Source organism: Streptomyces sp. NPDC001700 (genome assembly GCF_053596435.1).
This window is the reverse complement of record NZ_JBSFGE010000006.1, coordinates 396,240-422,228: the sequence shown is the minus strand read 5'-3', so window position 1 is coordinate 422,228 and position 25,989 is coordinate 396,240. Positions and strand designations below refer to the sequence as shown.

21 protein-coding genes are annotated in these 25,989 nt (G+C 71.6%); 11 read left to right on the top strand and 10 right to left on the bottom strand.

Annotation, left to right across the window (positions count from 1 at the left end; genetic code table 11):
• Positions 1-3: 3 nt before the first annotated feature.
• Positions 4-375: an arsenate reductase family protein gene (locus ACWC5C_RS15210; protein WP_450875849.1), complete on the bottom strand. Its 372-nt coding sequence runs from the start codon at positions 373-375 to the stop codon at positions 4-6.
• A 137-nt stretch (positions 376-512) separates the two neighbouring features.
• Between ACWC5C_RS15210 and ACWC5C_RS15205 the strand changes: the two genes are divergently transcribed.
• Positions 513-797, top strand: a complete 285-nt coding sequence (locus tag ACWC5C_RS15205) for a hypothetical protein (RefSeq protein ID WP_385439303.1) — start codon at positions 513-515, stop codon at positions 795-797.
• A gap of 76 nt (positions 798-873) precedes the next feature.
• Here ACWC5C_RS15205 and ACWC5C_RS15200 read toward each other — a convergent pair whose 3' ends face one another.
• Complete coding sequence (locus ACWC5C_RS15200) at positions 874-2,217, bottom strand: MFS transporter (RefSeq protein ID WP_450875848.1); 1,344 nt, start codon at positions 2,215-2,217, stop codon at positions 874-876.
• Positions 2,214-3,212 (bottom strand): 2-hydroxyacid dehydrogenase, encoded by a 999-nt coding sequence (locus tag ACWC5C_RS15195; protein WP_450875847.1) that lies wholly within the window; start codon positions 3,210-3,212, stop codon positions 2,214-2,216. The genes ACWC5C_RS15200 and ACWC5C_RS15195 overlap by 4 nt, the downstream gene beginning before the upstream one ends.
• A gap of 126 nt (positions 3,213-3,338) precedes the next feature.
• On the opposite strand from ACWC5C_RS15195, the gene ACWC5C_RS15190 reads away from it, so the two are divergent.
• Positions 3,339-4,226: a dihydrodipicolinate synthase family protein gene (locus ACWC5C_RS15190; protein ID WP_450875846.1), complete on the top strand. Its 888-nt coding sequence runs from the start codon at positions 3,339-3,341 to the stop codon at positions 4,224-4,226.
• A 13-nt stretch (positions 4,227-4,239) separates the two neighbouring features.
• Here the strand turns inward: ACWC5C_RS15190 and ACWC5C_RS15185 are convergent, their stop codons facing one another.
• Positions 4,240-7,203, bottom strand: a complete 2,964-nt coding sequence (locus ACWC5C_RS15185) for a SpoIIE family protein phosphatase (RefSeq protein ID WP_450875845.1) — start codon at positions 7,201-7,203, stop codon at positions 4,240-4,242.
• 106 nt (positions 7,204-7,309) lie between these two features.
• Between ACWC5C_RS15185 and ACWC5C_RS15180 the strand changes: the two genes are divergently transcribed.
• The 3 genes from ACWC5C_RS15180 (at position 7,310) to ACWC5C_RS15170 (ending at position 8,950) form a co-directional block, all read left to right on the top strand.
• Complete coding sequence (locus tag ACWC5C_RS15180) at positions 7,310-7,789, top strand: general stress protein (RefSeq protein ID WP_450875844.1); 480 nt, start codon at positions 7,310-7,312, stop codon at positions 7,787-7,789.
• A 48-nt stretch (positions 7,790-7,837) separates the two neighbouring features.
• Positions 7,838-8,242, top strand: coding sequence for a hypothetical protein (locus tag ACWC5C_RS15175; protein ID WP_450875843.1), 405 nt, complete (start codon positions 7,838-7,840; stop codon positions 8,240-8,242).
• 66 nt (positions 8,243-8,308) lie between these two features.
• Positions 8,309-8,950 carry a DUF305 domain-containing protein gene (locus ACWC5C_RS15170; protein WP_450875842.1) on the top strand — a complete coding sequence of 214 codons (642 nt, stop codon included), beginning with the start codon at positions 8,309-8,311 and terminating at the stop codon, positions 8,948-8,950.
• A 21-nt stretch (positions 8,951-8,971) separates the two neighbouring features.
• On the opposite strand, the gene ACWC5C_RS15165 is transcribed toward ACWC5C_RS15170, so the two are convergent.
• Together ACWC5C_RS15165 and ACWC5C_RS15160 are read right to left on the bottom strand one after the other, a co-directional pair.
• The gene (locus ACWC5C_RS15165) at positions 8,972-9,883 is read right to left on the bottom strand and encodes a M56 family metallopeptidase (protein WP_450875841.1); all 912 of its coding nucleotides are present in this window, start codon (positions 9,881-9,883) and stop codon (positions 8,972-8,974) included.
• Complete coding sequence (locus tag ACWC5C_RS15160; protein ID WP_385439039.1) at positions 9,880-10,248, bottom strand: BlaI/MecI/CopY family transcriptional regulator; 369 nt, start codon at positions 10,246-10,248, stop codon at positions 9,880-9,882. The genes ACWC5C_RS15165 and ACWC5C_RS15160 overlap by 4 nt, the downstream gene beginning before the upstream one ends.
• A gap of 287 nt (positions 10,249-10,535) precedes the next feature.
• Here ACWC5C_RS15160 and ACWC5C_RS15155 point away from each other — a divergent pair, with 287 nt between their 5' ends.
• A complete protein-coding gene (locus ACWC5C_RS15155; RefSeq protein WP_450875840.1) occupies positions 10,536-11,066 on the top strand; it encodes a TerD family protein in 531 nt (176 codons plus the stop codon).
• A 56-nt stretch (positions 11,067-11,122) separates the two neighbouring features.
• Here the strand turns inward: ACWC5C_RS15155 and ACWC5C_RS15150 are convergent, their stop codons facing one another.
• Positions 11,123-14,230 (bottom strand): CHAT domain-containing protein, encoded by a 3,108-nt coding sequence (locus tag ACWC5C_RS15150; RefSeq protein ID WP_450875839.1) that lies wholly within the window; start codon positions 14,228-14,230, stop codon positions 11,123-11,125.
• A gap of 164 nt (positions 14,231-14,394) precedes the next feature.
• Between ACWC5C_RS15150 and ACWC5C_RS15145 the strand changes: the two genes are divergently transcribed.
• Together ACWC5C_RS15145 and ACWC5C_RS15140 are read left to right on the top strand one after the other, a co-directional pair.
• Positions 14,395-17,190, top strand: coding sequence for an alpha/beta fold hydrolase (locus ACWC5C_RS15145; protein ID WP_450875838.1), 2,796 nt, complete (start codon positions 14,395-14,397; stop codon positions 17,188-17,190).
• The gene (locus ACWC5C_RS15140) at positions 17,187-18,056 is read left to right on the top strand and encodes an ABC transporter permease (RefSeq protein WP_450875837.1); all 870 of its coding nucleotides are present in this window, start codon (positions 17,187-17,189) and stop codon (positions 18,054-18,056) included. Before ACWC5C_RS15145 ends, ACWC5C_RS15140 begins: the two co-directional genes overlap by 4 nt.
• A gap of 39 nt (positions 18,057-18,095) precedes the next feature.
• Here the strand turns inward: ACWC5C_RS15140 and ACWC5C_RS15135 are convergent, their stop codons facing one another.
• A complete protein-coding gene (locus ACWC5C_RS15135) occupies positions 18,096-19,262 on the bottom strand; it encodes an FAD-dependent monooxygenase (RefSeq protein ID WP_450875836.1) in 1,167 nt (388 codons plus the stop codon).
• Between the two features lie 608 nt (positions 19,263-19,870).
• On the opposite strand from ACWC5C_RS15135, the gene ACWC5C_RS15130 reads away from it, so the two are divergent.
• From ACWC5C_RS15130 to ACWC5C_RS15120, 3 genes are all read left to right on the top strand, one after another.
• On the top strand, positions 19,871-22,243 hold the full coding sequence (locus ACWC5C_RS15130) for a glycosyltransferase (RefSeq protein WP_450875835.1): 2,373 nt from the start codon (positions 19,871-19,873) through the stop codon (positions 22,241-22,243).
• Positions 22,240-23,490 (top strand): acyltransferase family protein, encoded by a 1,251-nt coding sequence (locus ACWC5C_RS15125; protein ID WP_450875834.1) that lies wholly within the window; start codon positions 22,240-22,242, stop codon positions 23,488-23,490. Before ACWC5C_RS15130 ends, ACWC5C_RS15125 begins: the two co-directional genes overlap by 4 nt.
• A 124-nt stretch (positions 23,491-23,614) precedes the next feature.
• Entirely contained in the window at positions 23,615-24,250 is a 636-nt protein-coding gene (locus ACWC5C_RS15120) for an extensin (protein WP_450875833.1), read from the top strand.
• 46 nt (positions 24,251-24,296) lie between these two features.
• On the opposite strand, the gene ACWC5C_RS15115 is transcribed toward ACWC5C_RS15120, so the two are convergent.
• Together ACWC5C_RS15115 and ACWC5C_RS15110 are read right to left on the bottom strand one after the other, a co-directional pair.
• Entirely contained in the window at positions 24,297-25,193 is an 897-nt protein-coding gene (locus ACWC5C_RS15115; protein WP_450875832.1) for a lysozyme, read from the bottom strand.
• Positions 25,194-25,367: 174 nt separating this feature from the next.
• Positions 25,368-25,988, bottom strand: a complete 621-nt coding sequence (locus tag ACWC5C_RS15110; RefSeq protein WP_450875831.1) for a TetR/AcrR family transcriptional regulator — start codon at positions 25,986-25,988, stop codon at positions 25,368-25,370.
• Position 25,989: the final 1 nt, after the last annotated feature.

Genomic DNA, 25,989 nt, shown 5'->3' with positions numbered 1-25,989 from the left:
CGGTCATCGCCCCGTGGAGCGCGACAGCGCGTCCCGTACCGCCTCCTCCGTACGGCCCACCACCGCGGAACCGTCGTCGGCGGTGATGATCGGCCGCTGGATCAGCTTGGGGTGTTCGGCCAGCGCCGCGATCCAGCGGTCGCGCGCGCTCTCGTCGCGCGGCCAGTCCTTCAGCCCCAGCTCCTTCGCCACGGCTTCCTGCGTCCGCGTGATGTCCCACGGTTCGAGTCCGAGCCGGGCCAGTACGCCGCGGATCTCGTCCTGGCTCGGTACGTCGTCGAGGTAGCGGCGGACGGTGTAACCGGCCCCCTCGGCGTCGAGCACACTGAGCGCGCTGCGGCACTTCGAGCACGCCGGATTGATCCAGATCTCCATGGCGCAACCGTACCGCGAGCCCCCTCCCGCCACGCCCGTCGAATCCCGGTCACGTGGCGCCTGACCAGGGGCCTTTGTCAGTGCCCCATCGTAGAATGGAGGCATTGAAAGAGAGCGTGACCGACCGTCCCAGGAGGATGCCGATGGCCGCTGCCGTAACCCCTCTTCCGGACCTGCCGAGCTTTACGACCCTGCCGAAGAAGCGCATGCCCGCCGGGCGTCCGCGCGAGTGGTACGAGACCCACAACCGCCGGCTGAAGGCCATGCGCCTGGCCATCGCCCTGCTCAACTCCGGTGTGTACCGCCCCGAGCAGGCGCGTAACCGCAAGATACGTGCCACCGCGGTCCGGATCGGTGTGCACCCGCCGTCCAACGCCACGTGTCGCATGGTGCGTTCACTCCTCCACGAGAACGAGCGCTGACCGATCCGGGTCCCCGCCGCGCCCCCTTCACCGGGGCGCGGCGGGGGCTCCCCGTCCCCTCACTCCGATGCGCTCCTCACTCCGCCATCTTCAGGCGTTCGACCTTCGGCAGCAGGAACGCGTAGGTGGCGGCGCCGAGCAGGGCCACACCCCCCGCCAGGGTCAGGGGCAGCATGAACGAGTGGGTGATGCCCTTGAGCACACCGAGCAGCAGCGGGGAGAGGATTCCGGCGATGTTGGCCGCCGTGTTCTGGATCCCGGCGATCGAGCCGACGTGTGCGGCCGTCGGGGCCACGTCGGCGGGCAGTGCCCAGACGCTGGCCGCCGCGAAGGTGGAACAGAAGTAGGAGACCGACAGCGCGGTCAGCGCCGTGCCGACACCCGGTGAGATGACCGCGAGTGCGATCACCGAGGTGCCCAGCAACCCGCCGACCAGCGGGATCTTCCGCGCCTTCGTCCGCTCGGTGCCACGCCGCACCAGCCAGTCGGAGAACAGTCCGCCGCTCCAGCCGCCCAGCATGGACGCGATGCCGGGAATCATGCCGAGGAACCCGAAGGACAGCGCGTCGAGGTGGTATTCGTCCACCAGATACGTCGGGAACCAGGTGATGAAGAAGTACGCGACGAAGTTGACGCAGAAGAAGCCGAGCATCATCGCCCAGATCATCCGGAAGCGGAACAGGTCCCGCCAGCCGATCCGGGCGCTCGCCGCGGCCTCCTCGGCCGTCTCCTGCTCCTGCCCCGACTCGATGTACTCCCGCTCCGCGGCGCCGAGGCTCCGGTGTTCCTCCGGGTCGCGGTAGTAGAGCCACCAGCCCAGCGCCCACAGCACACCGAGACCGCCCGCGATGGCGAACGCCCAGCGCCAGCCGAGACCGGTGACCACCAGGGTGACCAGCGGAATGGACAGGGCGCCGCCGACCGCGTTCCCGTTGTTGAAGGTCGCCGAGGCGAAGCTGCGCTCGGAGGCCGGGAACCAGCGGGAGACCACCTTGGCGCTGGACGGGAAGCTGGGGGCCTCGCCGAGGCCGAGCAGGGCGCGCAGCCCCACCAGGGACGCCACGCCGCGGGCCATGCCCATGGCCGCGGTGGCCAGCCCCCACCACAGGCTGGCGATCGCGAGCATGATGCGCGGGCCGACCTTGTCGGCGAGCCAGCCGCCGGGCATCTGCCCGAAGGCGTACGTCCAGAAGAACGCCGACAGCAGCAGCCCGCCGACCCCGTCGGACAGGCCGAGGTCATCGGTGATGTGCGGCAGCGCGACGCTGAGCGTGGCGCGGTCGATGTAGTTGATGGTGATGCCCGCGAACAGCAGCCCGAGGACGACGAAGCGGACCTTGCCGACGCGTCTCCCCGGTCTCTGGGGTGCGGCGGTGACGGGGGCCTCTACCGAGGTCTTGCCGAGAGCCATGGTGCTCATACCCCCGCGGACGGCCGGACGCCGCCGCTGCCGCTGATGACACCGTTGACCACATTGCGCGGGGCCTCGCCCGACAGCACCCGGTCCACGCTCTCCACCAGCCGCGCCCGGATGGCGTGGTACGCCTCGACCGTCACCCCGGCCGTGTGCGGGGTGAGCAGCACATCGGACCGGCCGCGCAACGGGGAGTCGGCGGGCAGCGGCTCCTCGGCGAACACATCGAGCGCGGCGCCCGCGAGCTGCCCCGAGTCCAGCGCCCTGACCAGCGCGTCCTCGTCCAGTACACCGCCACGTCCGGCGTTGAGGACATAGCCGCCGCGGGGCATCCGGGACAGCAGATCCTCCCCGACGACACCACGGGTGGCCTCGTTCAGCGGCATGTGCAGGGTCAGCACATCGGAGCGGGCGGCGAGGTCGGCCAGGCTCACATACGTACGGTCCGGCTCGGACGGCACCGGGTCGTGCACCAGGACGTCGCTGCCGAACCCGTCGAGGCGGCGCGCGACAGCGCGGCCGATGCTGCCGAACCCGGCGATGCCCACGGTGAGGGCGGACAGATCGCGCCCCCGCAGCCCCTCGGGCCCCCAGCCGCCGTCCTCGATCTTCGCGTGACCGGCCGCGTAGCGGCGCAGGAGGGAGAGCAGGGCGCCCACGGTCCAGTCGGCCACGGCGTCGGTGTTGAAGCCGGGGAGGTTCGCGACCGGTATCGAGCGCTCTGCGGCGGCGTGGTGGTCGACGCCGTCGAAGCCGACGGCCACCGACTGCACGAGGCGGCAGCGCCGCATCCCGTCGAGCAGCTCCGCGGAGATCCTGCGCTCCTTCTCCAGTGGGGCGAGCACCACGGTGGCGTCGGCGAGCGCTTCCCGGTGGTCGTGCGGATCCTCGTCCGGCCCGATCTCGGTGATGCGCAGATCGGGGTGGCCGGGCAGTAGCCGACGCAGCTCGTCGGCGCCGAGATCGTTCAGGTGGTACAGGGTCACGAGATGTTCGGACATCACATGCGGCTCCTGGAGTGATGTTGTGGGGCCCTGGGGGGTGGCATGAGTTTTCGCCACGGTTACGATCGCTGTCAACGGTTAACCGAAAACGGATAACGGTTTTCCGAGTGAGGAGTCAGGCCCATGGACCGCCAGCGCACCGTCGTCACCGCGCTCACCACGCCGTTCACCCCGAGTGGGGATCTCGACCTGGACGCGGCACGCGCCCAGTACGGCTTCGCCGCCCGCACCACCGGACAGCTGCTCGTGGCCGGAACCACCGGAGAGTTCCCCGCGCTGAGCGAGGGCGAACGGCTGCTGCTGGTCGAGACCGCCCTGCAGGAAGCGGGCGCCGATGGCGTGATCGCGCACATCGGCGCCGCCGACGCGCACACCGCCGTCCGGCTCACCCGGGCCGCCGTCGCGGCCGGTGTCCGCCGCATCGCCGCGCTCACCCCGTACTACCTGCCCGCGAGCGCCGATGAACTCGAGACGTACTTCGGCCGCATCCGGCTCGCCGCCCCCGACGCCCAGCTGTACGCGTATCTCTTCCCCGAGCGCAGCGGGCTGACGGTCGGGCCGGTGGAGTTCGGCAAACTGGCCGCCTCCTGCGGGCTGGCCGGGGTCAAGCTCAGCGGCACGCCCTCGACCGAGGTGGCCGCGTACCGCGCCGAACTCCCCGAGGGTTTCGAGGTCTACTCGGGCAACGACCAGCGGCTCGCCGACGTCCTGGCCGCCGGTGGCGCCGGAGTGGTCTCCGGCTGCTCGGCCGCCTTCCCCGAACCCTTCCTCGACCTGGCGTCGGCGCTGCGCGACGACACCACCGACCCGGCCCGGCTCGCCGCCCTCCAGGACCGGGTGGACCATACGGTCGGCCTCCTCGGCCCCAGCATCGGCCGGATCAAGCGCGCCCAGACGGCCCGTGGACTGCCCGCCGGAACCTCCCGGATGACCGTGGGCGACCCGGACCGGACCACCGCCGCCGACATCGAGGAGCTGGCCCACGAGGTGTCCGGCCGCCCGGCCGCCTGAGCCGCCTCGCCGGTCAGCTCGCGGGCAGCGACTGCTCCGCCCAGATGCACTTGCCCGTCGGGGTGAAACGGGTGCCCCAGCGGTGGGAGAGCGCGGACACCAGCTGGAGCCCGCGCCCGCCCTCGTCGGTGTCGGAGGCCCGGCGGATGCGCGGCGTGGTGGGGCTACCGTCCGACACCTCGCAGATCAGGCTGCGGCTGCGCAGCAGGCGCAGCCTGATCGGGCCCTTGGCATGCCGGACCACATTGCCCACCAGCTCGCTGACCAGCAGCTCGGTGGTCATGGCCAGCTCGTCCAGCTGCCACGCCCCGAGCTGGTCGCGCACATGGTGGCGGGCCTCCCCGGCGGCGATCGGCGCGTCCGGCAGCCGCCACGACACGATGTTGTCCGCGGTCATCGAATGTGTCCGGGCCACCAGCAGCGCCGCGTCGTCCTGGGTGCGCGACTGCTCGGGCAGCAGGGCGGCGACGAGGGTGTCGCACAGCCGGTCGAGATGGCCGAGGACACGCCCGTCTTCCCCGTCCACCTCCGGACCGCTGCCGGTGGCGCCCGTACGCGGCAGCAGGTCCGGCGTCCTGGCCAGCGCGCCGGCCAGGGTGCGGGAGAGGTACGCCATGCCGTGGTCGATGTCGCGCGTCGCCGACTCGATCAGCCCGTCCGTGCACAGCACCAGGATGCTGTCCTCCGGCAGCTGCACCTCGATGGTCTCGAACGGCGGGGTCGCGGCGCCGAGCGGCGGGTCGGGCGAGAAACCGGGGGAGTGCACCGTGCCGTCGGGGTGGATGATGGCGGGCGGCAGATGCCCCGCACACGCGAAGGCGCAGACGCTGGTGGTCGGATCGTAGATGGCGTACAGACACGTGGCGTAGAAGTCATCGCCGAGCGCGCCCACGAGATCGTTGAGGTGGGTCAGCAGCTCATCGGGCGGCAGCTCCAGATCGGCCAGCGTGTGCACGGCCGTGCGCAGCCGCCCCATGGTGGCCGCCTCGGACAGCCCATGCCCCATGACGTCGCCGATGACCAGCGCCACCCGCTCCCCGGACAGCGGGATCAGGTCGTACCAGTCGCCACCCACCTCCATGCCCTCCCCGGCGGGCAGATAGCGCGCGGCGGCCGTGACGGCGGGCAGCGCGGGCAGAGTACGGGGAAGCAGCCCGCGCTGCAGCTCCTGGGCGCGGGTGTGCTCGGCGTCGTACAGGCGGGCCCGCTCCAGCGCCTGGGCGACCAGCCCGCTGATCGCGGTCAGCAGCGTGCGTTCCTCCTCGCCGAAGTGGCGCGGCCGGTCGAAGGAGACGACGCAGTAGCCCGCCCGGTGGTCGGAGGCCACCAGGGGGAGGAACGCCCAGGCCTTCTTCTCGCTCAGCGGCAGATAGCCGACCACCTCGGGGAAGCGCTTCGCGTAGTCCTCGGGCGAGGAGATGAAGAGCGGGCTGCGGGACCCGAGGACCTGGGTGACGGGCGAGTTGACAGGGGCGTCCGGCGGCACGGGAACGTTGTCGAGGAAGCTCAGGAACGTGTCCGAATAGCCGGTGGAACCCACCACCCGCAGCCGCTTCTCCTCGATGAGCTGGCAGATCAGCCCGGTCGCCCCGAACGGTGGCAGCACCCGGTCGGCCACCGCCTTCACCACGTCCCGCGTGGTCAGCGCCTCGGCGAACGCGCTGGTCAGCTCGGCGATCCGGGTGGCGCGCTCGGTGGCGGCATGGGCGGCGGCCGAGCGCTCGGCGTCCAGCGCACGGCGGTCGGTGACGTCCGTGATGTGCACCGTCATCCCGTCGGGCACCGGGACCAGCCGGATGTGGTACCAGCGGTTGCTGCGCGGCCAGCGGGCATGGAAGTCGATGGGCGCCCTGGCCGCCGCCGCCCGCCGGAACCGGGGCTCCACGCCGATCGCCCGCGCCCGTGGCAGCTCCCACAGCACCCGGCCGCGCAGCTCCCCGGAGGCCCCGAGGAAACGCTCGGCCTCGACGTTGCCGAATGTGATCCGCCCGTCCTCGTCGACCACCAGGAACCCGTCGCCCATGTACTGGAGGGCGCGGCTGAAGGCGTCCCGCGAGCGGCGGGTCTCGGTGATGTCCCACAGCGTGCCGACCACCCGGTCCGGAACACCGTCCGTCCGGGCGGCCACGGTCCCACGGGCCTGCACCCAGCGGTACGCCCCGCCGGGCTGCCGCACCCGGTATTCGACGCTGTACTCGCTGCGGCCGCGCAGCGATTCGGCGCTGGACACCGCCTGCACCCAGGGCATGTCCTCGGGGTGGATGGCGCCCAGCCAGGTGTTGACCTGGCCGTCGAAGGTGCCGGGCGGGAATCCCAGCAGGGCCTGCGCCTGATCGTCGCAGGTCAGCGTGGCGCCGCGGAGGTCCCACTCCCAGGCGCCGATCCGCGCCGTACGCAGCGCCTGCTGGAGCCAGGGGCCGGACCGGGGCTCCTCCGGCAGCTGGACCCGGCCGGAGTCCGGCGTGGCCGTCGCCAGCAGCCGCAGCCGCTGGGCCAGCCAGCCGGTGACCGTCCGGGCCAGATCGCGCTGGGCCGGGTCCCCCGCCCGAGGTGTGGACGTCAGCACCGACAGCACCGCGAGCGGCGGACCGGAGTTCATCGGCACCGGGATGGCCGCCATGCACACACCGGCCGGGATGCTCCGGGCGAGGGAGCCACGGTCGGCCGGGTCGGCGGCCCACAGGGCGGCGCCACCGTGGAAGGCGGTCATCGGGGCGACCGACTCGCCCCACTCGAGGGTCTGCCACGCCCTGAGCAGCGGACCGCTGAGGCCGCTGGTGGCCACCAGCCGCAGCCCCAGCCCGTCCGGCCTGCGCAGATGTGCCATGCCGCCCAGGCCCTGCAGCCCGGCCACCAGATGGTCGAGCGCCAGCCGCAGCAGCTCCGCGTCGCCCAGGCCGCCACTCGCGGTTTCGAGCAGACCCAGCCGGGCCCGCTCCGCCTCCCTGGCCGGGACGTGTCGTTCGTTTATACCCACGCGATCACCTGCTCGCCGGGTCAGTCTCTCTATAAGAATATGTCCGCATTTTCAAGCGTTTCACCCTCTGTGGCGACATCCATTTCGCCGCAGAGGGAGATCTGCGATGACCCAGCAACTGCCGCCGGCGGTGGTCGACCGTCCGGTCGTCGGCTCGTACGCGACTTACGCCGCCGCCCAGCGCGCGGTCGACTTCCTGTCCGACAACAAGTTCCCCGTCGAGCACACCGCGATCATCGGATCCGACCTGCGCATGGTCGAGACGGTGCTCGGGCGGCTCACCCGTGGCCGGGCCGCGCTCGCCGGGCTGGGCACCGGCGCCTGGTTCGGGCTGCTGATCGGCCTGCTGCTGTCGGTGTTCGCCCAGGGGTCCCACAGTGTGCTCGTGCTGATCCTGAGCGGCATCGTCTACGGAGCGGTCTTCGGCGCCATCGCCGGCTTCGTCGGACACGCCATGACCGGTGGACGCCACGATTTCTCCTCCCGGAGCCAGATCGTGGCCGCCCGCTATGACGTGGTCGCCGACGCCGAGGTCGCCGAGGAGGCGAAGAACATGCTGATCAAACTGGACTGGCGGGAAGGCTGATCGGGGCCACTGTCGTGTACTAATCTCCTTAGCAGTAGAGTGATCGGCATGAACGAGAACGGGCGCGGACGTGTGGGCGGTGTCCTGTTCGTCGTCGCGCTCGCGCTCGGTGTGCTGATGATGCATTCCATGGGGCACCCCGACGGCGGCTCCGGCATGGGCTCGGGCACCTCCGTACATGCCTCCGCACACGCGGCCGGTGGGACACACCAGGCCATGCCGCCCGCCGTGACCTCGCACGACACTCCGTCCGCGCCCATGGCCGGGATGGACATGGCCTCGCTGTGCGTGGCGGTGCTCGGTGCGTGGGTGCTCACGGCCGTGCTGCGGGCCGCCCTCGTACGGCGCCGTGGCCCGCCCCCGCCCCGGTGCGCCCCGGTGGCCGCCGTGCCACGGCCCGTCCCTCCCTCGCCGGTTCATGACCTCACGACCCTGTCGGTCCTACGGATATAGGCCGTACCCCGGCCACTCCGCAGAACGCAGAACACCGACATCACACACGGCATGAGGTACATCGGCATGACCAATCACACGCACGCACCGCACCGCCGCCTGGCGGTGGCGGGCATCGTCGCCACCGGCGCACTGCTGCTCACCGCCTGCGGCGGGAACGACGACATGAAGGGCATGGACCACGGAAGCAAGGACTCGCCCTCCGCCTCCGCGACGAAGGGTGGCTTCAACGACGCGGACGTCTCCTTCGCGCAGATGATGATCCCGCACCACCAGCAGGCGCTGGAGATGGCGAAGCTGGCGGACGGCCGGGCCGGGGACCGGCAGATCGCCTCCCTGGCCGGGAAGATCGAAAAGGCCCAGGACCCCGAGATCACGACCATGAAGTCGTGGCTGAAGGCCTGGGGCAAGCCGGTCTCGCCCTCCTCGGAGAGCATGCCCGGCATGGATCACGGTTCGGGCGGCATGGATGGCATGGGCGGCATGATGTCCCAGAAGGACATGGACCGGCTGGAGACCGCCAAGGGCGCCGACTTCGACCGCGCCTTCGCGCAGATGATGATCGACCACCACAAGGGCGCGATCACCATGGCCGAGGACGAGCGGAAGAGCGGCCGCGATGCCAAGGCCAAGAAGCTCGCCGAGGACGTCATCAAGAATCAGTCCGCCGAGGTGACCACCCTGCGGAAGATCCTCGACCGGCTCTGAGCAGCGGCGCCCCGGGGGTGTCTACATCATCCCCGGGGCGCAGCCGACCACCACGGGAAGCACCGGGAGGGCCGTGGCGGCCGTGGCCACCGCGAGCCGGAGCGCGGGATGCGGGCGGCGGTGCGGGCCCAGCATGCGGTGCAGCCGGATCAGGGCGCCGGGGCCACCGGCGGCGAAGGCCCCCACGGGGGTGCGGCCCGCCGCCATCTCGTACAGCGCCGTGGCGAGCGTCTCGCGGGAGTGGCGGCGCAGCGCGCGGTCGTCCGCCGCCATCTCCAGCAGCATCGCCGTCTGCTCCCGGGCCGCGCGCGCCAGTGGCAGCCACCGGAAGGCCCGGGCGAACGCCTCGGCGGCGGCCAGCACCAGATGGTGGCGGCCCGCGATGTGCGCGCGCTCGTGGTCCAGTACGGCGTCGAGCTGGGCGCCGGACAGCGTACGCAGCGCACCCGTGCTGACCACCACGCGCGGGCAGCGCCCCGGCAGGCAGTACACGGCGGGCAGCTCATGGTCCAGGACGGTGGCGCGCAGCCGCGCCGAGCGCCGGCCGACCAGGTCCAGGACGCCCAGGTGGCGGGAGCGGGCCCGCCGCGCCCGCAGCACCTCGCGGCCGACGCGGGTGAGCGCGAGCAGCGCCACGAGGAGCGGCAGCACGGCGGCGGGGACGCCGAAGGGGCTGGGAACCGGGATGCGGGCGTTCCAGGTCAGCCCGCAGAAGTGGACTAAGCCGGACATTCCCGCGTCAAGGTGTCCGGTCGGAATGGCGAGGTGGTACGCGGCCAGCGCCAGCGCGACCGTGAACGACACGGCCAGCCCCTGCCAGGCGGCCACGGCGAGCGCGGGGGAGCGGTGCGGCCAGGCGCTGCCCAGCAGGGCCCGCGGGGCCAGAGTGCCGACCGCGGCCGCGTAGCAGGCCAGGGCGAGCGCCGGGATCACTCCTGGGTCCGCCGCCCGGCCGCACGCAGCGCCTTGCGCAGCGCGCTGACCTCGTCGGGGCCCATCTGCTCGACGAAATGGGCGAGGGCCGCGGGCCGGTCCTGGCTGGTGCCCAGCGCGTCCTCCATCAGCGCGGCGGAGTACTCCTCACGGCTGCGTACCGGCGAGTACAGCCAGGCGCGGCCCTCTTTGCCGCGCTGCAGCCAGCCCTTGTTGTAGAGGATGGTGGCCACGGTCATCACCGTGGTGTAAGCGACCGGACGCTGTGTGTTGATGTCGTCGACGATCTCCCGGACCGTCGCCGGGCGCCGCCACGTCCACAGACGGTCCATGATCTCCGCTTCGAGATCCCCCAGCCGCCGCATGGACGCTTCCTTCCGCCGTCAGACGCTTACCTCCGTTAGTACGGAGGCCCATAGTAGAGAGCCGTCATCCGGGGAGGGACAGCGGGGGGAATGCCGGGCGGCCACAGAAGATCCCCGAGGAGATCCCCGAGGAGATCCCCGAAGCGATCGCCGACAGGGCGCCGAGAGGCCGCCGATCATGCGGAGCGCCGGATGCTCCGCCCCTGGCCAAAGCCTCAACTGGCCTTGCGCACGATAGGATTGACCGGACGCGTATTCAACCCGGGTAAGGCGAAAGGGAAGTCTGGATGAGTGGTCTGAGCAAGGGACTCGGGAAAATCGAGGTGGCGCTCAAGTGGGACCCCAGCCCCAGCGGTGAGGCGGCCAATGACCTCGACATCGTCGCCGGGGCCTACCGGGCGACCGATCCGTACGGGGAACCCGCGTATCTGGTGCACTTCGACAGCCGGTCGCCCGATGGCGTCATCTACCTCAACCGGGACAGCCGCACCGGCCAGGGGCTGGGCACCGACGAGGCGATGACCCTGGAGTTCGAGCGGCTGTCCGAGGAGTACTCCCGCGTCGTGGTGGGTGTGGCCATCCAGCAGAACAGCGGGCGGAAGACCTTCGGCGATGTCCGGAACACCAGCGTCCGGATTGTCGAGGGATATACCGAGCTGATGGAAGGCGATTTCACCGGTGTCTCCGGAGCCACAGCAGCCACGGTAGCGGAGTTCACCCGGGACGAATCGGGGGAATGGGGAATCCACAGCGCCATCCGCGGATTCACGGTCGACCCGGAAGACTTTACGTCTGTGATGGGTAAGGACTATTCCTGACCGTCCTTGTTCCTGACCGTGGCTGCGTGCTTTCGTCGTTGCCCGGGCGCACCTCGCTACGGGCCGATGTGAATCATTGACGCCCAGAACAGCGGTCTCGCGTAGCGCCGTTCAGCACGCAGCCGCTGGACCGCCCGGTGCAGCGCGCGGGCCGAGCCCGCCGTCGACCGCGCCGCGCCCAGCGCCCCGTAGAGGTCCCGGGCGAGCGGGGGTGTGACCGCGTCCTTCAGCGTCCACAGGCTGCCGATCACATGGCGGTAGCCGCACAGCTGGAACGCCGAGGCGAGCGTGATCACCTCGTCGACCAGCGCGGTGCCGGGCGCGGCGGTGTGGCAGGCGGACAGAAAGGCGAACTCCGCCTCGCCCATCCGCTCGGTGGTCAGATCGTGCACGGTCAGCTCGCCACCGTGCAGCACCAGCCCACCGGCCGACGGATTCTCGGGGTCGTACGAACCGTGGCACGCCAGATGCGCGTACGGATGGGTGCGCAGCGCGGCGAGTACGGCCCCGGGGGTGGCGTCCGCGTCCAGCAGCCGGGACTGCCCGACCGGCAGCCCGGCCACGGCGGCCAGCTCGGCGCCGACCGCGGGCAGCGGCGGAAGGGCGGCCCCGGCCGCGCCGGGCGGTGGCGCGGACACGCCCACGGCGGCCAGTGTCGGTGGCCCGCCCGGCCCTGCCACCCGCTCCCGGGCGTGCAGCAGGGCAGCCAGCGTGGGGGTGTACGAGGACACCACCCGGTCCTGCACATGGCTGCCGTCCGAGGGGCAGCGCGCCGCGTGCAGCGGCAGCAGGGCCAGGGGGCCGGTGGGACACCACCACAGCCGTGGCCACTCCCGCTCCTCGGCCTCCGGACTCACCGGACGGTCCAGCCCGAGCCGGGTGAGCACGGGGCCCGCGATGTGCTTCCACAGCCACTCCAGGGTTTCCTCCATGGCCTGCTCGTGGGTGTCCCCGTCGGTCAGGGCCGAGGCCGAGGACAGCGCCGCGACCGCGGCGTGGAAGCCCTCGGCGCGGCGGCTGACCTCGGCCCGGGTGACCCCGGCGAGCGGAAGCACCTCGACGCCACTCCCACCCTCGGCTTCGGTGTGCAGCAGCAGGGCGTCGCAGCGCAGCTCGGAGACGTTGAGCACCACGACCGGCCCCTGCGCGGCCACCGTGCGCAGCCGCTCCCAGCCGAGCGGCCGGTGGAACCGATCGAAGCCGCCGAGCCCCCGGATCTCCGCCAGCAGGGCGTCGAACTCCGCCGTGAGGGCGGCCCGTTGCTCGGCGGTGCCACGCTCCTCGATCAGCGCGTCGCAGACCCGCTCGAACCGTCCGGCAAGCTCCGGAGCCGCCTCGGCCAGCTCACCGTGGCGGCCGCGCAGCCGCAGCGCCTGGGCGAGCAACACCCCACGGCCCCGTTCCAGCCGTACCAGCGCCTCCTCGGGACGGCCCGCGGTGATCTCGACGGCGGCGGCGACACACGCCAGCGACGGCAGCTCGCGCAGCCGCACCTCCCGGGAGCGCCGGTCCAGCGCCCGGCCGGTGAGCTTGGGCAGCAGATCGTCCAGCGCGAGCCCGAACGCCTCCGTGGCCGTGGGCAGATCACCGCTGTACGCGCCGTTCAGCCCCCACAGAAAGGCCGCCCTCAGCCGGGAGCGGATGTCCTCGCCCGGGGCGAGCGCGGTGGCGCGGAACTGTCCCATGGCGGCGAGCAGGTCCCCCGGGGCGCGTGTCATGTTCGAACGGGCCGTCAGAAGCGCCCCCAGCTCCAGGCTCGCCACCTGCCAGTGCGGACTGGTGGCCGGAACCGCGTCGAGGACCGACCGCAGTATCTCGGCGCCACGGTCGACGTCGGTGATCCGCCCGGTGTGCTTTCCGCGCGCTCCGAGGGCGACCGCCAGCTTGATCCGCATCACGGGGTGGTCGTGCTGATCGGGTGGGGTGGCGGCCACCGCGTGCTCCAAGTGGCGGATGGCCTCGGCCAGTTCCGCGAAGTCTCCGTATGTCTCGAAGCGTGCGTACAGCACGGCGGCCAGATTGGTGAGCGTCTGGCCGTAGTGGGGTGACAGGGGAGCGCTGCCCGCCATCGCGCTCCGGGCGGCCTCGGCCGCGGCGTCGAGGTCGGCTGTTTCCCGGGTGTTGACGAACTGGTCGAGGAGGGCGAGCCCGAGCAGGGAGTACGCCGGACACCGCAGCGCGTCGTCGTCAGCCGTCGCCCGCACGGCCGCCCGCAGGGCGCCGATCGCCTCGGTGAGGTCGCCGAGGTGGCCGGTGGCCTCGAATCGCATGCGCAACAGATTGCCCAGGCTGATCCGGTGGCGTTCGCGCGCGGGGTCGCCACCGGCCGTGGCGGCCAGTGCCTTCCGTACGTCGGCGATGGAGGTCTCCAGATCGCCCGGCGCCCCCGCCACGCTGTACCGGACCATGCGCCCGCCCGGCGTGGCATCGTGGGCCGTGGGGCCGGGTGGCGCCGCTGCGGCCTGCGCCGCGGCCAGTCTGGTCTGTGCCTCCGCCAGCGCGGCCAGCGCCTCGGCGGGCGGCGGCGCGTCGTCGGGGAACGCCGCCACCGCCTGCCGCATCAGCGCGACCGCCGCGGTGAGCAGCGCCTGATCCCCGGTCAGGTCGAAGAGCGTGGCCAGCGTGGAGCCCTCGTTGAAAAGGATCCCCGGCATGTCCTGTCCGGGCGCCATCTCCCGCGTGTGATGGAACATCTCGGCGGCCCGCCACAGCCCGGCCTCGTCCCGGACGGACGCGCCGCGCCGTAACAGCACGACGGCGATCGCGTGCAGCATCTTCCAGGCCGGTGCCACCTGCGCGGCCGTACCGGCCAGCCCCATCCTGAGCGGCCGGGGGAGGGCGGCGGGCCGCAGCGCGTGCACGACCGAGAAGAGGAAGCCCGACGCGAGGCGGTCCTCCCGGGCCTCGCACTCGGGGGCGAGCGGAGCGCGCGCCAGGTGGAAGCAGGCCGCCAGATAGACCGCCTCGATGTCCACCGAGGCCGCCCCGGCCTGCTCGGGCGTCAGACGGTCCCGGGCGCGATCGACGATCCCGGCCATATTGCGCAGGGTCTCCGGAGACAGCACCGACTCCCGGCTGTCGCCGGAGAACAGGAGCCTACGGTCCGGATCGGCCATCGCCTCGCGGATCATGCGGCGTACATTTTCGTCCAGATAGTCCCCCATGGGCGTCATTGTGACGTGGCCCGCCGCCGCGCGTGGGCGGAACGGGGTGATCCGCCGCGTACCGCACCGGGTGTACGTCGCGTCGCCGGATACACCCTGAGAAGGGGGACGGAATCCGTCTGATGTCAGCTCCGGCGTCGGTATCTCATGCCTAGGGTTCTTTCATGGATCTCCGAAAGACCCGGCTGCGCGGGCGTCGGCTGCTCGCGACGGTGGCCGCCGTCGCCGTCCTCGCGGGCGCGGGCACCTGGGCGGCCGCCGCGAACGCCGACGATGGGCCCGCCGTGCACCGTGCGGACCGGGTGCTGGACATGCCGGGGACGCGCCTCGACACCTCGTACTTCACCGCGGGCCAGGGCCGCCGCCCCGCGGTGCTGCTCGCCCATGGCTTCGGGGGCAGCAAGGAGGACGTACGGGAGCAGGCCGAGCAGCTGGCCCGGGACGGTTACGCCGTGCTGACCTGGTCGGCGCGCGGCTTCGGTAAAACGACCGGCAAGATCGGGCTCAACGACCCGGAGCACGAGGTGGCCGACGCCCGGCGGCTGATCGACTGGCTGGCGAAGCGGCCCGAGGTGCGGCTCGACGCCCGGGGTGATCCGCGCGTGGGCGTCGCCGGGGCCTCGTACGGCGGCGCGCTGTCCCTGCTCGCCGCGGGGTACGACCGGCGGGTGGACGCCATCGCGCCCGAGATCACCTACTGGAATCTGGCCGACGCGCTCTTCCCGAACGGCGTCTTCAAGAAGCTGTGGGCCGGGCTCTTCTTCACCACCGGCTCGGCCGACCTCGGAGGCCAGCAAGGAGGCCAGCAAGCAGGCCAGCAGGGAGACCAGGAGGGCCAGGGCTCCGGGGGCGCGCCCGGACCGCAGGGCGGCGGAGGCGGCCAGGGGAGCGGGGGCGGCCAGGCCGCTCCGGGCGTCCCGCCCGCCGAGGGCGGCCGCGACCAGGGCTGCGGACGCTTCGAGAAGCAGCTGTGCGCGATGTACGAGCGCGTCGCGGTCGCCGGAAAGCCGGACGACGCCGCCCGGCGCATGCTGGAGGAGCGCAGCCCGTCCGCCGTGGCCGACCGGATCAAGGTCCCGACGCTGATCTTCCAGGGCCAGTCCGACTCCCTCTTCCCGCTCGGCCAGGCCGATGAGATGGCGAAGGCGGTCAAGGCCAACGGCGCCCCGGTCGACGTCGACTGGACCGACGGGGGCCACGACGGCGGCGACCGCGAGACCGGGCGCGTCCAGTCCCGCACCCGCGACTGGTTCGACCGCTACCTCAAGGGCGACCGGGGCACCGACACCGGGCCCGCCTTCCGCGTCACCCGCACCGGCGGCGTCGACTCCACCGACGGCACCCTCCAGATGCGCGGCGCCACCGGGGAGCGCTACCCCGGTCTGGAGGACGGACAGAAGACCGTGGCGCTGCGCGGCCGCGAGCAGTCGTTCGCGAACCCGCCCGGCGGCGGACCCCCCTCGGTCTCCACGGTGCCGGGCATCGCCGCGCTGTCCCAGGCGTCCTCGTTCGGCATCGGCGTCTCCCTCGACATCCCCGGCCAGTTCGCCCGCTTCGACTCCGCACCGCTGAAGCAGTCCCTGCGGATCACCGGGACGCCCGAGGTGAAGGTCCGGGTGCGGGCGGACAGCGACGACGCCGTGCTGTTCGCCAAGGTGTACGACGTCGGGCCGGACGGACAGCAGACACTGCCCTCCCAGCTCGTCACCCCCGTCCGCGTGACCGGCGCGAAGCAGGGGAAGACCGTCACGCTCCGGCTGCCCGCCGTCGACCACGAGGTGATCGCGGGCCACTCGCTGCGGCTCGTGCTCGCCTCCACCGACCTCGGCTATGCCTCCCCGGACCAGCCCGCCACGTACCGCGTCGCGCTGGAGGGCGACGGCCTCACCGTGCCGACCGCCCCCGGGGTGCACACCGAGCCCGCCTCGCTGCCGTGGTGGGTGTGGGGGCTGCCGCTGGGCGGCGCCGTGGTGGCGCTGGCCCTGCTGCTGACCGGCAGGCGGCCGACGTCCGCGCCGCCGGCCGACCCCGAACTCGCCGACGTACCCCTGCAGATCACCGATCTGAGCAAGCGCTACGCCAAGTCCGCCGACCGGTACGCCGTACGCGACCTCTCCTTCCGCGTCGAGAAGGGGCAGGTGCTCGGGCTGCTCGGGCCGAACGGCGCCGGAAAGACCACCACGCTGCGCATGCTGATGGGGCTCATCAGCCCGGACGGCGGCGAGATCCGCGTCTTCGGCCAGGCCATCAGGCCCGGCGCGCCCGTCCTGTCCCGGGTGGGCGCCTTCGTCGAGGGGGCGGGCTTCCTGCCGCATCTGACCGGACGCGCCAACCTGGAGCTGTACTGGCGCGCCACCGGACGGCCCGCCGAGGACGCGCACCTGGCGGAGGCGCTGGAGATCGCCGGGCTCGGCGACGCGCTGGAGCGCGCGGTACGGACGTACTCCCAGGGCATGCGGCAGCGGCTGGCCATCGCCCAGGCCATGCTGGGCATGCCGGATCTGCTCATCCTGGACGAGCCGACCAACGGCCTCGACCCGCCCCAGATCCGCGAGATGCGCGAGGTGATGATCCGGTACGCGGCCGCAGGGCGCACGGTGATCGTCTCCAGCCATCTCCTGGCCGAGGTCGAACAGTCCTGCACGCATCTGGTCGTCATGGACCGAGGGCGACTGGTGCAGGCGGGTCCGGTGGGCGAGATCACCGGCACCGGGGAGAGCCTGCTGGTCGGCCACGAGGGCGAGCTGAGCGACGCCCTGGTCGACAAGGTGAGCGCCCTGCCCGGCATCACCTCCGCCGCGCGCACCGACGCCGGGCTGCTCGTCCTGGTCGACGGCGCCGCCCCGGCGCGGCTGCTCGCCGAGCTGGTGCGGCTGGAAGTCCCGGTGACCAGCTTCGGGCCCAACCGGCGCCTGGAGGACGCGTTTCTGACGCTGATCGAAGGAGGACCGTCCGCATGAGCAGCTCCGTAACCGACCATGTGACGGAGGCGGCGCCCGGCTACCGGGCGCGCCACACCCTGCCCCTGCGGGTCGAGGCGGTACGGCAGCTGCGCCGTCGCCGCACCCTGGTGATGGGCATGGTGATGGCCGGGCTGCCGTTCGTCCTCGTCGCCGCGTTCGCGATCGGCGGCACACCGGAGGGGCGGAACGGCCGGGTCTCCCTGATGGAAACCGCCACCTCCTCGGGCGCCAACCTCGCGGCCACCGCGCTCTTCGTCTCGGCCGCCTTCCTGCTGGTCGTGCCGGTGGCGCTGTTCTGCGGTGACACGGTGGCCTCGGAGGCCAATTGGTCCTCGCTGCGCTATCTGCTGGCCGCGCCCGTGCCCCGGGCGCGGCTGCTGGCCGGAAAGCTGGCCGTGGCGCTGGCGTTCAGCGCGGCCGCGATGGTGCTGCTGCCGCTGGTGGCGCTGCTGGTGGGCACGGTGGCGTACGGCTGGGGGCCGCTGAGCCTGCCCACCGGTGGCGAGCTGGGAGTGGGGACCGCGCTGGTCCGGCTCGCCCTGGTGGTGGCGTACATCTTCCTGTCCCAGCTGGTCACCGCCGCCCTCGCGTTCTGGCTGTCGACCGTCACCGACGCACCGCTGGGTGCGGTGGGCGGCGCGGTCGGGCTGACCATCGTGGGCAATGTGCTGGACGCCGTCACGGCGCTGGGCTCCTGGCGTGAGTTCCTGCCCGCGCACTGGCAGTTCGCCTGGGCCGACGCACTCCAGCCCCAGCTGGAGTGGGGCGGAATGCTGAAGGGCACGTCGGTTTCCGTGGCGATCGCGCTGGTGCTCTTCGCCCTGGCCTTCCGCGGCTTCGGGCGGAAGGACGTGGTGTCCTAGCCCAGGCTGTGACGGACACCGCCGTGACGGACCCCCGGGTCAGTAGTCCTTGAGCGTCAGCGCGTTGACCACCTGGTAGAAGTGGTCGGTGTACACGTCCTGGTCGCCCTCGTTGACCTCGGCTTCCATCCGCTCCCGGTTGTTCAGGGCCAGGTCCTGGTTGGCGGTCACGAAGTCGCGCAGTTCGCGCTCGTAGGCGGCGAAGGCCGTGGTGTGGTCACCACCCGCGGCCTTCAGCTCGCCCGCCAGGACATACGCCCCGATCAGGGCCATGGAGGTGCCCTGGCCGGAGGCGGGGGAGCCGCAGTAGCCCGCGTCGCCGAGCAGCGCCACCCGGCCACGGGACCAGGAGTCCATGTGGATCTGGGCGATCGCGTCGAAGTGGAAGTCGGGGGCGCCCCACATGTACTCCAGCAGCCGTGGCATCTCCCAGCGCGCGTCCGCGTACACCTCGGCCACCAGCCGCTTGTGCTCCGAGGCGGTCCGGTCGCCCAGCACCCGCGCGGGCGGCTCGTCCGAGTCGAACCCGACATAGACCCGGGCCTCGGTGTTGTCGCGGACGCTCATCACCATCGCGCCCCACGGGCCGTCGCCCTCCATCAGGTAGGCCATCTGCCAGCGGTCGAGGCCGAGATAGTTCGGCACGGTCCACACCGCCAGATAACCGCCCATCGAACGGAGGAAGTTCTCCTCCGGGCCGAAGACGAGCCGACGGGTGCTGGAGTGCACTCCGTCGGCGGCCACTACGAGATCGAAGGTGCGCGACAGACCGCTGCGGAAGGTGACGGCCACCTCGCCGGTGCTCTGGGCGAGTGCGGCGATCGAGTCATCGAAGAGATATTCGATGCCCTTTCCGCCCGCGCCGACGAGAAGCGTCGCCAGATCGTCGCGGAGAATCTCGACGTCGGGGCGGTCGAGCCGACCGCCGCTCGCGGTCCATTCGGTGGTGCTGGACAGTTCCTTTCCGTCGCCGTCCACCGTCGACATACCGCGCAGACCGGTGCTGTGGGCCCGGAGCTCCGCCAGGACCCCCATGCGCTCACACACCTCCAGCGCCGTGCCCCGGACGTCGATGGCCTGCCCGCCGGGCCGCAGCCCCGCGTACCGCTCCACCACGGTGACCTCAAAACCGTAGCGGTTCAGCCAGTACGCCAGAGCCGGTCCGCCCACACTGGCCCCGGAAATCAGGACTCGCATATTCCGCATCGTGAACTCCCTTTCCGTCCCCCGAATCGCTTCTTCTCGTAAGAGTGGGCGAGGCCACCGACACCGCACCGACGCTCCACCGACGCACCGCCTACGCGGCACCGACAGGCCGCCGACAAGGCCGAACGCCGCGCGAACCACCAGAGCGCAGTGATCGATTAATGAGAGTGTTACCTGATGGTGTTGTGCGGTTCTGTTGTCATCGAAGAGACTGGGGCTTCCGACTGGCCCGTACAAAAAGCCGGTTGGTTCGCACTGGTGACGTTCGGTCCTCCCCCCACGATCCGAACAAGGATGGGACCCATGCACACTTCGCTGGAACGCGCTCGCGTGTCCCGCGGCCCGGCAAGAGCGGTAAGCGCCTGTCCCGGGCGGCGCCGGAGACCCTGCTTCTGTGGCAGCGGACCGGCCACGGCCTCCGCGTAGCACCCTCGAAATCCCTCACGCGAAGCCTCACCAACGGCGATTCGCCATTCCATAAGCCCTCTCGGGCAGAGAGACGGCCACGCTCGGCATGCCCCCGCGCGGACGGGATGTCCGCGTGCCCGGCACCGCGCCCAGGTGTCCCGTTCGGTGACGCACGACCTGGCAAGGAAGGAACTCCTCAGGTGCTCATTTCGCACCATCCGCGGTCACTCGAATCATCCGGAGAACCGCCCGAAGGATCGTCCGAAACTGGCGAGTCCGGCACGCCGCCCCAGGCCACCGCCGACGGCCCGAGCGGACATGTGCTGGCGGTCGGCGCGCCCGGCCCGGGAATCGACCGGCTGACCCGGACCCTGGTGTCCGCGGGCCATGAGGTGAGCCACGCCCGGCCCGGCGAAGTCGACCAGCGGCTCCGGCAGACCCCGCCCGACGCGATCGTCGCCCTCGACGGCGGCCACGACGGGCTGGAAGTGATCCGCGAGGTCCGCGCCGCCCCCGCCGGGCGGGCACTGCCCCTGCTCATGGTCGCCACGGACCCCGCGCCCACCGGCGTCGCCGACATGCTGCGCGGTGGCGCCGACGACTGCGTACCGGACACCTCCGACCCCGTCGAGCTGTCCGCCCGTATCGAGGCCAAGCTGCGCCGGGTCCCGGTGCCGGTCGAGAACCTGCTGCTGGACCCGCGGACCGGCCTCTACTCGCAGCCGCACTTCCTCGGCGAACTCGACCGGGAACTCAAGCGCGCCGACGACAGCCGCAGCGGCGGTGTCGTGGCCATGGTCGGCGTCGCCGAGATGGCCGCGCTGGAGGCCCGGCTGGGACCCCGGGTGCGCCGCGAGGTCGCCGAGCGGCTGGCCGGTGTGGCGGAGAAGCTGGGCGGGGTGTGCGACCGGCTCGGCTGGGACGAGGACGGGCGGCTGCTGATGCTGATGCCCGGCGTCGACGAGGACACCGCGCTCCGCGGCCTGCGGAAGTTCGCGAACACCGTGGCCGGGACCCGCTTCGTCGTCGCCGACGAGAACGTCCGGCTGACCCCGGCCATCGGCTGGACCCCGCTCGCCGACTGCCCCGACCGCCACCAGGCCGTGGACCAGGCCCGGGACGCGGTGGCCGAGTCGATCCGCCACCGGGATCTGCGCCCGGTCAAGTACGCGGCCTGGATGCGCGGTACGCCCCGTGGGCGGCGCCGTCTCGCCGTGGCGGTGCGGGCGCTGCTCTCGGCGCTCTCACCCTTATTCGTCCTCGTACTCGGCGTCGCCATCCCCTTCGTGTTCTACCAGCAGATGTACGAACTGGGCTGGGACGTCGGATCGGCCGCCTACTGGGTGGTGGTCGGGGGCCTCATCGTCTCCGCGGTGCTCATCGTGCTGGAATGCCTCTTCTCCCTCGACGCGAAGCCCCGCCCCGAGCGGCCCGCACAGCCGTATCCACCGGCCAGCGCCGTCATCGCCGCCTATCTCCCCAATGAGGCCGCGACCATCGTCGACACCGTCGAATCGTTTCTGCGGCTGGATTACCCCAACGAGCTCGAAATCGTGCTCGCCTACAACACCCCGCATCCCATGCCCGTCGAGGACACCCTCCGGGACATGGCCCGCCGCGATCCGCGTCTGGTGCTGCTGCCGGTGGCAGGTTCCACCTCCAAGGCGCAGAACATCAACGCCGCGGTCACCCGGGTGCGCGGCGACATGGTCGGCATCTTCGACGCCGACCACCACCCGGCCCCCGACGCCTTCCGGCACGCCTGGCACTGGCTGTCCCACGGCTACGACGTGGTCCAGGGCCACTGCGTGATCCGCAACGGTGACAGCTCCTGGGTCGCCAAGCTGGTGGGCGTGGAGTTCGAGGCCATCTACGCCGTCAGCCACCCCGGCCGCACCCGGCTCTACACCTTCGGTGTCTTCGGCGGCTCCAACGGCTTCTGGCGCACCGATCTGCTCGCCCGCACCCGGATGCACGGATCGATGCTCACCGAGGACATCGACGCCACGATGCGCGCGCTCCACGAGGGCGCCAAGATCGCCACCGACCGCACCCTCATCTCCCGCGAGCTGGCCCCCACCACCGTCAAGGCGCTGTGGAACCAGCGGTCGCGCTGGGCGCAGGGCTGGCTGCAGGTCTCGCTCAAGTACCTGTGGCGCGCGATGCGTTCACCGGACTTCACCTTCCGTCAGAAGGCCGGGCTGTTCGTGCTCCTCGGCTGGCGTGAGGTGCAGCCGTGGCTGACCCTGCAGATCCTGCCCGTCCTGCTGTACGCGGCGTGGCACGCGGGCGGCCCCGGCCAACTCGACTGGGCGGTGCCGATCTGCCTGCTGGCCACCCTGTTCACCCTCTCCGCCGGAGTGGTGCAGGCGCTGTTCGCCTGGCGGCTGGCGATACCCGAACTGCGCCGCCGCAAGGCGTGGTTCTGGCGGTATCTCCTCGTGTCGACGTTCTTCTACAGCCACTTCAAGAACATCGTGGCCCGCCAGGCGCTTCTCAAGGAGGTGCTGCGGGACCACCAGTGGCGGGTCACCCCGCGCTCCGGCGGCGACAAGGCGGTGCCCGGCGCATGAGCACCCTGTCCACCGTCAACAACAACCACGGCCGCCCCGCCCCGGCCACCGCCGTGAAGCCCGCGAAGGCCACGACCGCCCGCCGTCGCAACGCCGAGATCCAGGGCTACCGGGGGCTGGCCGCGATGGCCACGGTCGTCTACCACGTGTGGCAGCAGTACTTCACGTACGACGCGGACGGCTCCCATCCGCCGGTGGCCAACCCCTACGCGAACGCGCTCGTCTCGCTCGAGGTCATCGACTTCTTCTTCGTCCTGTCCGCGTATCTGCTGACCCTGTCGTACGCGCGGGCCGCGATCGACGGCGGCTCGACCAAGCCCGCCCGGGTGTTCCTCTTCCGGCGCGCCATCCGCATCGTGCCGCTGTACTTCCTCGCCATCACGTTCATCTGGGCGACCCGCAATCCGTCCCTGCCCGGGGACTGGGGCGATCTGCTCCGGCATCTCACCTTCACCCAGGTCTTCGACAAGGAACAGATCTTCTACACCATCGGCCCGACCTGGTCGCTGTCGCTGGAGATCATGTTCTATCTGGCGCTGGTCGGGCTCGGCCCGCTGGCCGCCCGGATCTGCCGACGGCTGAGCAGCCGGGGTGCGCGGGTGGCGGTGTGCGCCGCCGGATGCGCGCTGCTGTACATCGGGCCGATGGTCTGGATCGCCGTCGCGCACTACGGGTTCGAGGTGCCGCACACCGAATGGCCGGTGTACTTCGGGCCGCAGGCCCGCTTCGGCGGGTTCGCGGCGGGCATGGCTCTCGCGGTGCTGACCGTCGCCCTCGGCGAGCGCGGACGGCTCGGCCCGAAGGTGGCGATCCCGCTGCGAGTGGCGCCGCTGGTGGCGCTGTACGTGCTGTCGCTGGTCAGCGCGGACCCGGAGGACTTCGCCACCACCTTCTACCACCCGCTCTCGGGCCTGATGTGGACCGTGCTGCTGTTCGCCACGCTCCATGTGCGGAAGCAGGGGCGGCTGGAGGCGTGGCTGTCGGCCCGGTGGCTCACCGCGATCGGACTCGCCAGCTACAGCCTCTTCGTCTGGCACGAGCCCATCATGCTCGGCCTCTACGAGGCCGGAGTGCTGCCCTCCGCGGGCCAGGAGGGCTTCCCGCTCGCCGTGCTGACCGTGCTGGTGGTGGCGGTGCCCGCGGCGCTGCTGAGCTACTGGGTCATCGAGTACCCGGCGAGCCTGCTCGGGCGGCTGAAGGACGCCAAGGGGCGGCCGCGGGACTTCTATCCGGAAGTGGTGCGCTAGCGAGGTGCCACCGTAAGTGCCGGTGTGTCATGAGTTGTCCCCGGTGTGCGGCTCTTCGCACACCGGGGACCCATGACTATGATCTGGCTTGTTCTTGACGTGATAACGGGGAGACATCAGCGATATGGGCCGACACAGCCGCCCCACCCCTGCCCAGCAGGCCCGAGCCACATCCCTCAAGGCGGCCGCAGCCCTCGGCGTGGCCGGGACCATAGCCTTCGGCCTTCACTCGTCGGTCGGGGGCGACAAGTCCACCGAGGCCCGCTCCGATGTCCACGCGGCGCAGGAGCAGGTACCGGACATCGAGCCCACGGCCGATGACAAGCCCACGGGCAGCCATATTTCGCCCTCCCAGTCCGCGAAGCCCCGGCCGATCGCGGACCGGACGGACCACACCGACGGCACGAGTGGTGCGGACGGCGGCGGTTCGGGCGGCGGCGGTACGGAGCCCTCCGCGGCGGCCACCCCCTCGCAGACGCCGAGCGCGGACCCCTCCACGCCCTCCGCGCCCGCGCACACCGATGTGGCCACCTCGCCGGCCCAGCGTGCCGACCAGACTCCCACCGAGCCCTCGTCGCCCGCCGGGACACCCAGCGACGACCCGACCGCTCCCGGCACCCCGAGCGGGCAGCCCAGCCAGTCGCCGCAGCCGGGGAACGGCAGCGGCAACGGGAACGGTGTGGTCGGCGGTGTGGTGGATGGCCTCGGTGACACCCTGGACGGTGTGGTCGGCGGCCTGACCGGCGCACTCGGCGGCTGACCGCTCGCCACCCCGCCCCGGACCGGGGCGGGGTGGACTGGCGGGTCTATCCCTTGGCCAGCGCCTTCAGCGCGGCCAGGCTGCCGTTGAACCGGTTGTGGTCACCCACCACCGGTCCGGTCGAGGTGTACTGCCAGAAGGTGTGGGTCTTCCACCCGGACGGCAGCGCCCCCGGCGTGGCCGCGTAGCGCGCCACCCACAGCGGGTTCTTCGAGGCGAAGGCGCCGCTGTTCCCCGTGCAGGACCGCCACCAGCTGGTGGTCGTGTAGATCACCGGATCGCGGCCGGTCCGCGATTTCACCCGGTCGCTGAAGTCCTTGATCCAGCTGACCATCTGCGCCTTCGTCTTGCCGAAGCAGGGCGTGCCGTACGGGTTGTACTCCATGTCCAGCACGGGCGGCAGCGTCTTGCCGTCGTCCGACCAGGCGCCCCCGTTGCGTACGAAGAAGTCCGCCTGCGCGGCGCCACTGGACTTGTTCGGCAGGGCGAAGTGATACGCGCCGCGGATCATGCCTTTCTTGAAGGCGCCGTTGTATTGCGAGGAGAAGGACGGGTTCTTGTACGTCGTGCTCTCGGTGGCCTTGACGTAGGCGAACCGGACGTTCTTGTTCCAAAGGGATGTCCAGTTGACCGAGCCCTGGTGGTTGCTGACATCGACGCCCTCCACCGTCCCGGCGCGCGGGGTGGCCGCCGGGGCCGCCTTCGGGGCGGCCTCGTGCGTGGAGAGGGTCGAGCCCATCCAGTCGCGCTCGGGGTGCGGGACGGACGAGGACGGGGCGGGGCCGGCGGCGGAGTCGGTGTCGGAATCGGTCGTCGACGCCATCGCCGGTACGAGAGTGGCGAGGACGGCGGCGCCGACCGCGGCCCCCAAACCGCCGATGGCATACGGCGAACGCCAGCGCGAGGGGGCCCGGTGTGCGCCCTTTCCGGCCTTTAAGGACATCTGTTCCTCCGGAATTGGTGCTCCGTGGGGAGAGCAGTCCGCACCGAAGGTACGCGCGTAGATGAAACGCGCGGAAGAGATTCTGGAAATTCCTTGGGTTCAACTCCGTTTCACCGCCGACACGTTGGCGATATGAGCGGCGATAAAGTGGAAAGCCTTGAATTTCCGGGGAAATCAGTCCTCCGCGGGCGCGGCGGCATACCCCGCCACCATGGCCCGCGCCGACCGCGTCGCCCGCGCGGCGACTTCCTCCACCACCTCGTCCGGATCCCCGAACACGCCGTCGAGCAGCAGGGTGGCGTACCCGCGGGCGAGCGCCTGCAGCGCCTCCAGCAGCGCCACCGCCGCCGTCCGCTCCTCCGGCACCACCTCGAAGGCGCTCGGCAGCAGCAGGTCCACGAACTCCCGCTTGGCGGTCAGCACCTCGGGGTGGGCGGTGCGCACACCGGGGGCGTAGAGCAGTTCGCATCCGCCCCGGATACGGGCGGCCGCGCGCACGACGCTGCCCGCCATGGTGGCCAGCCGCTCCTGCGGCGACTCGACCGTGGCCACCGCCTCCAGATAGATGGCCCGCAGCCGCCGCGAGACGTCCAGCGCGGCGGCCGCCAGCAGCGCGTCCCGGTCGGCGAAATGGCGGTAGGGCGCGGCGGGGCTGACGCGGGTGCGGCGCGCGGCCTCCGCGACGGAGAAACCGCGCACCCCTACCTCGTCGACGATCTCCAGTGTCGCCCGCACCAGCGCGGCGGCGAGATCGCCGTGGTGGTACGTGGCGCGCCCCTTGCAGGTGGGTGCCATC

Bases quoted from the DNA above. Each gene is read 5' to 3' on its own strand.
- ACWC5C_RS15210 (WP_450875849.1), bottom strand. From the start codon at position 375: ATGGAGATCTGGATCAATCCGGCGTGCTCGAAGTGCCGCAGCGCGCTC.
- ACWC5C_RS15205 (WP_385439303.1), top strand. From the start codon at position 513: ATGCCGATGGCCGCTGCCGTAACCCCTCTTCCGGACCTGCCGAGCTTT.
- ACWC5C_RS15200 (WP_450875848.1), bottom strand. From the start codon at position 2,217: ATGAGCACCATGGCTCTCGGCAAGACCTCGGTAGAGGCCCCCGTCACC.
- ACWC5C_RS15195 (WP_450875847.1), bottom strand. From the start codon at position 3,212: ATGTCCGAACATCTCGTGACCCTGTACCACCTGAACGATCTCGGCGCC.
- ACWC5C_RS15190 (WP_450875846.1), top strand. From the start codon at position 3,339: ATGGACCGCCAGCGCACCGTCGTCACCGCGCTCACCACGCCGTTCACC.
- ACWC5C_RS15180 (WP_450875844.1), top strand. From the start codon at position 7,310: ATGACCCAGCAACTGCCGCCGGCGGTGGTCGACCGTCCGGTCGTCGGC.
- ACWC5C_RS15175 (WP_450875843.1), top strand. From the start codon at position 7,838: ATGAACGAGAACGGGCGCGGACGTGTGGGCGGTGTCCTGTTCGTCGTC.
- ACWC5C_RS15170 (WP_450875842.1), top strand. From the start codon at position 8,309: ATGACCAATCACACGCACGCACCGCACCGCCGCCTGGCGGTGGCGGGC.
- ACWC5C_RS15160 (WP_385439039.1), bottom strand. From the start codon at position 10,248: ATGCGGCGGCTGGGGGATCTCGAAGCGGAGATCATGGACCGTCTGTGG.
- ACWC5C_RS15155 (WP_450875840.1), top strand. From the start codon at position 10,536: ATGAGTGGTCTGAGCAAGGGACTCGGGAAAATCGAGGTGGCGCTCAAG.
- ACWC5C_RS15150 (WP_450875839.1), bottom strand. From the start codon at position 14,230: ATGGGGGACTATCTGGACGAAAATGTACGCCGCATGATCCGCGAGGCG.
- ACWC5C_RS15145 (WP_450875838.1), top strand. From the start codon at position 14,395: ATGGATCTCCGAAAGACCCGGCTGCGCGGGCGTCGGCTGCTCGCGACG.
- ACWC5C_RS15140 (WP_450875837.1), top strand. From the start codon at position 17,187: ATGAGCAGCTCCGTAACCGACCATGTGACGGAGGCGGCGCCCGGCTAC.
- ACWC5C_RS15135 (WP_450875836.1), bottom strand. From the start codon at position 19,262: ATGCGGAATATGCGAGTCCTGATTTCCGGGGCCAGTGTGGGCGGACCG.
- ACWC5C_RS15125 (WP_450875834.1), top strand. From the start codon at position 22,240: ATGAGCACCCTGTCCACCGTCAACAACAACCACGGCCGCCCCGCCCCG.
- ACWC5C_RS15120 (WP_450875833.1), top strand. From the start codon at position 23,615: ATGGGCCGACACAGCCGCCCCACCCCTGCCCAGCAGGCCCGAGCCACA.
- ACWC5C_RS15115 (WP_450875832.1), bottom strand. From the start codon at position 25,193: ATGTCCTTAAAGGCCGGAAAGGGCGCACACCGGGCCCCCTCGCGCTGG.
- ACWC5C_RS15110 (WP_450875831.1), bottom strand. From the start codon at position 25,988: ATGGCACCCACCTGCAAGGGGCGCGCCACGTACCACCACGGCGATCTC.